4 protein-coding genes and 1 pseudogene are annotated in these 4,403 nt (G+C 48.2%); 2 read left to right on the top strand and 3 right to left on the bottom strand.

Annotated features, from left to right (window positions below):
• A pseudogene (locus Q1V74_RS07685) lies at window positions 1-260 on the top strand (hypothetical protein); the annotation flags it as partial.
• 37 nt (window positions 261-297) lie between these two features.
• Entirely contained in the window at window positions 298-1,089 is a 792-nt protein-coding gene (locus Q1V74_RS07680) for a DNA-binding transcriptional regulator (protein ID WP_300647826.1), read from the top strand.
• An 18-nt stretch (window positions 1,090-1,107) separates the two neighbouring features.
• On the opposite strand, the gene Q1V74_RS07675 is transcribed toward Q1V74_RS07680, so the two are convergent.
• The 3 genes from Q1V74_RS07675 to Q1V74_RS07665 form a co-directional block, all read right to left on the bottom strand.
• Window positions 1,108-1,686, bottom strand: coding sequence for a flavin reductase family protein (locus Q1V74_RS07675; protein WP_300647824.1), 579 nt, complete (start codon window positions 1,684-1,686; stop codon window positions 1,108-1,110).
• Between the two features lie 13 nt (window positions 1,687-1,699).
• Complete coding sequence (locus Q1V74_RS07670; protein WP_300647822.1) at window positions 1,700-2,881, bottom strand: acyl-CoA dehydrogenase family protein; 1,182 nt, start codon at window positions 2,879-2,881, stop codon at window positions 1,700-1,702.
• Window positions 2,882-3,009: 128 nt separating this feature from the next.
• Complete coding sequence (locus Q1V74_RS07665) at window positions 3,010-4,194, bottom strand: RtcB family protein (protein ID WP_300647819.1); 1,185 nt, start codon at window positions 4,192-4,194, stop codon at window positions 3,010-3,012.
• Between the last annotated feature and the right edge of the window lie 209 nt (window positions 4,195-4,403).

Raw genomic sequence — 4,403 nt, 5'->3', positions numbered from 1 at the left:
CTGGCTTGTCAGGACAGGTTTGGGTAGAAGCAGCCAAGCAAGGAAAATGGGATTTTCTATCCGTTGTTGTAATTGGCTCGTTGGACTATCAGGATCCGTATTGTGAATGGCAACGTCGCCGAGAAATGGATGAGGATGGGGTGTTGTTGGTGCGTCCCGATGGTGTGATTGCTTGGCGTCAATTGCAGGCTGGTCACTTATCCGTTGAGACTGCGTATCAACGCCTGCAAGAAGTGATGAATCAAGTGCTAGCGAAATAGGCATAGCGCATATTTACTGCATGTTTTTTTGATAACTATGTCTACCCCCTCTTCCCCTTATAAAAAATCACAAAGTCTAGCCAGAGGTTTAGCGCTGTTGCAAGCGTTGAGTACATTCGCCTCAGGGGCTGCGTCGATTAGTGAGCTTAGCCGTGCGACAGGAATACATCGCACAACGGTAAAACGTTTATTACAAACCTTGATGGAAGAGGGGTATATCACGTGTAGCCCATCAGATAATAGCTACCGATTGGGTTATCAGGTACGGCAGTTAGGCGAGGGTTTTAAAGACGAGGATTGGGTCACGGAAATTGCGACACCGGCGATTGGAGATCTATTGCAGCATACCTTGTGGCCTTCGGATTTATGTACGCTTGATGGCTCGGCGATGATAATACGGGAAACCACGCACCGTTTTAGCTCCTTGTCTTTTCATCGGTCGATGGTACGCAGAAGGCTACCTTTATTAACGACAGCAGCGGGACGGGCTTATTTTTGCTTTTGTTCTGAAGAGGAGCGGCAGCAATTACTGGCTTTGATTAAGCTTGAGTCTACACCTCAGGCTCAGCTTGCCGAAGACCCTGTATTTTTACGTCAGCTTATTGATAAAACCCAACGTCGAGGCTATGCCAGTAATGAAGGGGATTGGGGCAAAGAAAGCCGTATTGCGGCGATTGCTTTACCTGTTTTCCATCAAAATCGTGTGTTATCTACCATTAATTTGGTTTTTTTGAAAAAAGTGCTAACTCCAGAGGCTGCTGCTGCTCGTTATTTAAGTTACTTAAAAGAGACAGTAGCAAAAATAGAGGAGCAGTTAGCGGGCAGTTAGCACTTTTAAACAGCGATGTTAGACAGTAATAGGGGTGGCTGATAGCGTATAAAACGCACCCCCCATATACAGTAGGGCCGTTGCCGCTTCGTTACTTTGGGTCGCTAGCACGTCGCATAAAAATGCGTAGTGTGTGCTTTCATCAAACACCTTAATCACGCGACAATCAAAGTTGGCTTTAGCACCCCCCAAAACGGGGGCACCGGTTACAAGCGTTTCCCACTGACCATGTTGAAAGCGATCTTGTGGTGCAATGGCTTTGCGCATGCCGGCAAAAATACAAGCTAATTCAGCTTGATCGCCAGCTAGGGCATTGATACAGAGTAAGCCACTTTGAAGAATTTGTTGCGCCGCATAGGTATTTTTATTGACAAAAGCGACCAGTCGTGCAGGTTCCGCCGTGACCGAGCAGACAGCCGTGGCGGTTAAGCCGGATGGTTGTTGCTGATGTAGGGTGGTGATAACCGTAGTGGCTGCCGCAAATTGGCGCATACCCAAGCGGTGCTCGTTTTCTTGGACGGCGGGCAAGTCTGCTAGGGCTGGGTTAGGAGCCCAGTCTAGCAGCTGATTAATATCTATATTCTGCATTAAAGTCATGATTGACCCTTGCTTATTTCACACCAAAAGGATTCGGGACTGGAAGCTTAGCACCGAGCAACTGCCCACCTAATAGATCACCGATATTGTCTTCGTTTTGTGTGATGTGGTTGGTCGCCACCAAAATATCACGCATTTGACGCTGTAGGGGGCTGCTGAGCCAAACACCACGGGTAGAGGTCTTTTTAAATAACATGTGAGCCGCCTCAAAACATTCTCCACCAGTAAACTGGTTGGTCGCAAAATGTTTGATACGAACGTCTAAGGGAACCAGTTCGCCTTTGGAGGCATAGCTCCATGCTTCATCCGTGTTGGCTAGGATGCGTGAAGCCGCTCCCAGAATTTTGGCGGACGCGGCGCCAAGGCGTTGGCGAATAAAGGGGTCGTTAACGGCGGCTCCCACGGCTTGATTCAGGTTCTGGCGGGGCACCATGTGTTCAATATAAAGGTCTTCCATACCGCGGGCCATACCGACCAATACCGAAGAAACCGCTGCGTAGAATACGTAGAAAAAGGGCATTTTATATAGGTTATTGACATGCCCATGGGTGGACTCATTGTAGTCACCGATCACATGACTACGGTAACTGGGAACAAACACTTTATTGACAACGAGTTTTTTACTGCCGGTTCCGGCAAGACCTACCACATGCCAGTCATCTACGATTTTGAGGTATTTGGCAGGCACCCAGAAAGAGCGGAACACCATGCCGCCGTTTTCTTGAACGCGGCCGCCTAAAAACGCACCACCCGCGGCGTGATCACAGCCGCTAGAAGTGAGCCATTCGCCGTTAAGTTCGTAGCCGCCTTCCACTGCAGTGACCTTACCAAAGGGGGCGTAGGAGGAAGAAATCAAAGCAGTAGGGTCTTCTCCCCATACTTCATCACCTACTTTGGGATCAAGCAAGCCAACCTCAAAAGGGTGTACGCCTAAAACCATGACATTCCACGCGCTGGAAGGACAGCCGCGACCAAGTTCCATTAGTACTTTGTTTAGTACGTTGGGACTCATCTCATAGCCACCCCAACGTTTAGGCTGAAGGATTTTAAAGAAACCCGCGTCTTGGAAGTCTTGAATGGTTTCTTTGGAAACCATGCGGTTTTTTTCTACCTCTGCCGCGCGTTCGCGTAGCGTAGGAATCAGCGCAATGGCGCGATCAATGATCTCTTGTGCACTTGGCGTTGTTGTTGACATTGTTCCATCCTTTGTGAATTTTGAGTTGCCTCATTTTAGGGATGGGCATTTTAAAAGCACAAAAAAAAATACCAAAGGTGCACTTAGTGCACCTTTGGTTGATGGTTTGGGTTAGTTAGTCGTGATTTTTAAGCGCCCTTAACACATACCACTTGTTTTAAAACATGTAGTACTTCGACGAGGTCTTTTTGATTATCCATGACCTCGTCAATGTCTTTGTAGGCGGCAGGTAGCTCATCAAGGACGGCGGCGTCTTTACGGCATTCCACACCTTCGGTTTGAGCGCGTAAATCGTCTACGGAAAAATGTTTGCGTGCGGCACTACGGCTAAATTTACGCCCTGCCCCATGGGCACAAGAGCAATAGGAATCAAGATTCCCCTTGCCACGTACAATATAGCTGCGCTGCCCCATGCTGCCTGGAATGACACCCAGATCGCCCTCGCGAGCACGAATGGCCCCTTTGCGGGTCACCCACAATTTGCGGCCAAAATGTTCCTCTTGCTCGACGTAATTATGGTGGCAATTAATGGCTTCTTGGGTGATTTGAAACGGTTTTTTTATATGGCGACGCATGGCAGCGATGGTTTTGTCCATCATGACACGTCGGTTTTCAAAAGCGTAGTCTTGAGCCCATTGGACTGCTTCTACGTAGTCTTTAAAATCATCGCTGTCATCGGGTAGGTAAGCTAAATCATTGTCAGAGAGCTGGATACCAAATGCTTCCATGCGCTTTTTAGCTTTTTCGATAAAGTAGCGTCCAATCAGATTGCCAATGCCACGTGAGCCTGAATGCAGCATGACCCACACATCGTCATTTTGATCTAAGCAGATTTCAATAAAGTGATTGCCTGATCCTAGCGTTCCGATTTGTTTTTGGGCGTTATTTTTTTCTAAGCGCGGGTGTTTGGCCGTGATGCGCTGAAGGCGCTGTGCTAGCTCGGGATCAAATTTTGGCATGTTCTTATGTTTGTGCGCGCCTCCTGCTCCTAAGGGCACATCACGTTCAATTTGGTGGCGGATAGGGGCGAGGTTGTCAGGCAGATCCGTGGCCTTGAGTGAGAGGCGTACTGCATTGATGCCACAGCCAATATCCACGCCAACGGCTGCCGGAATCACGGCGCTATCCGTAGCAATCACGCTGCCCACAATAGCACCAATACCTACGTGTACATCCGGCATGGCGACTACCCCATGACGATGAACAAAGGGCAGTTTAGAGACGTTTTTTAATTGCGCGAGGGCGGCGGGATCCATGGCATGAGTGCAGATTTTAATGGGACGCGCGTTTTGTTCTTGAATGACCTGTTTCATGGTTTTATGGATGAATCAAGAGGGATAGGAGGGTGCGCTTTTTATTGTTGTTGCAGCTACCCATTGAAGCCTACAGTATAACGTAGCCTTGAAATGTATCGAATCACCCCCATTTAGCTAAGCAATGTGATTAACCCACTTGTTTAGAAAGAGTCATCATGAGTCAAGTCGAACAACAAAATGCGGAAACCCTTGGTTTTCAAACAGAG

This window comes from Paenalcaligenes sp. (assembly GCF_030152715.1).
GTDB classification, from domain to species: Bacteria; Pseudomonadota; Gammaproteobacteria; order Burkholderiales; family Burkholderiaceae_B; genus Paenalcaligenes; species Paenalcaligenes hermetiae.
Note: the sequence above shows the minus strand (reverse complement) of the source record. Positions and strands in the feature narration are given on the sequence as shown.

What these genes read in the sequence shown, in the direction of transcription:
- Q1V74_RS07675 (WP_300647824.1), bottom strand. Translation starts at nt 1,686, where the DNA reads ATGACTTTAATGCAGAATATAGATATTAATCAGCTGCTAGACTGGGCT.
- Q1V74_RS07680 (WP_300647826.1), top strand. Translation starts at nt 298, where the DNA reads ATGTCTACCCCCTCTTCCCCTTATAAAAAATCACAAAGTCTAGCCAGA.
- Q1V74_RS07670 (WP_300647822.1), bottom strand. Translation starts at nt 2,881, where the DNA reads ATGTCAACAACAACGCCAAGTGCACAAGAGATCATTGATCGCGCCATT.
- Q1V74_RS07665 (WP_300647819.1), bottom strand. Translation starts at nt 4,194, where the DNA reads ATGAAACAGGTCATTCAAGAACAAAACGCGCGTCCCATTAAAATCTGC.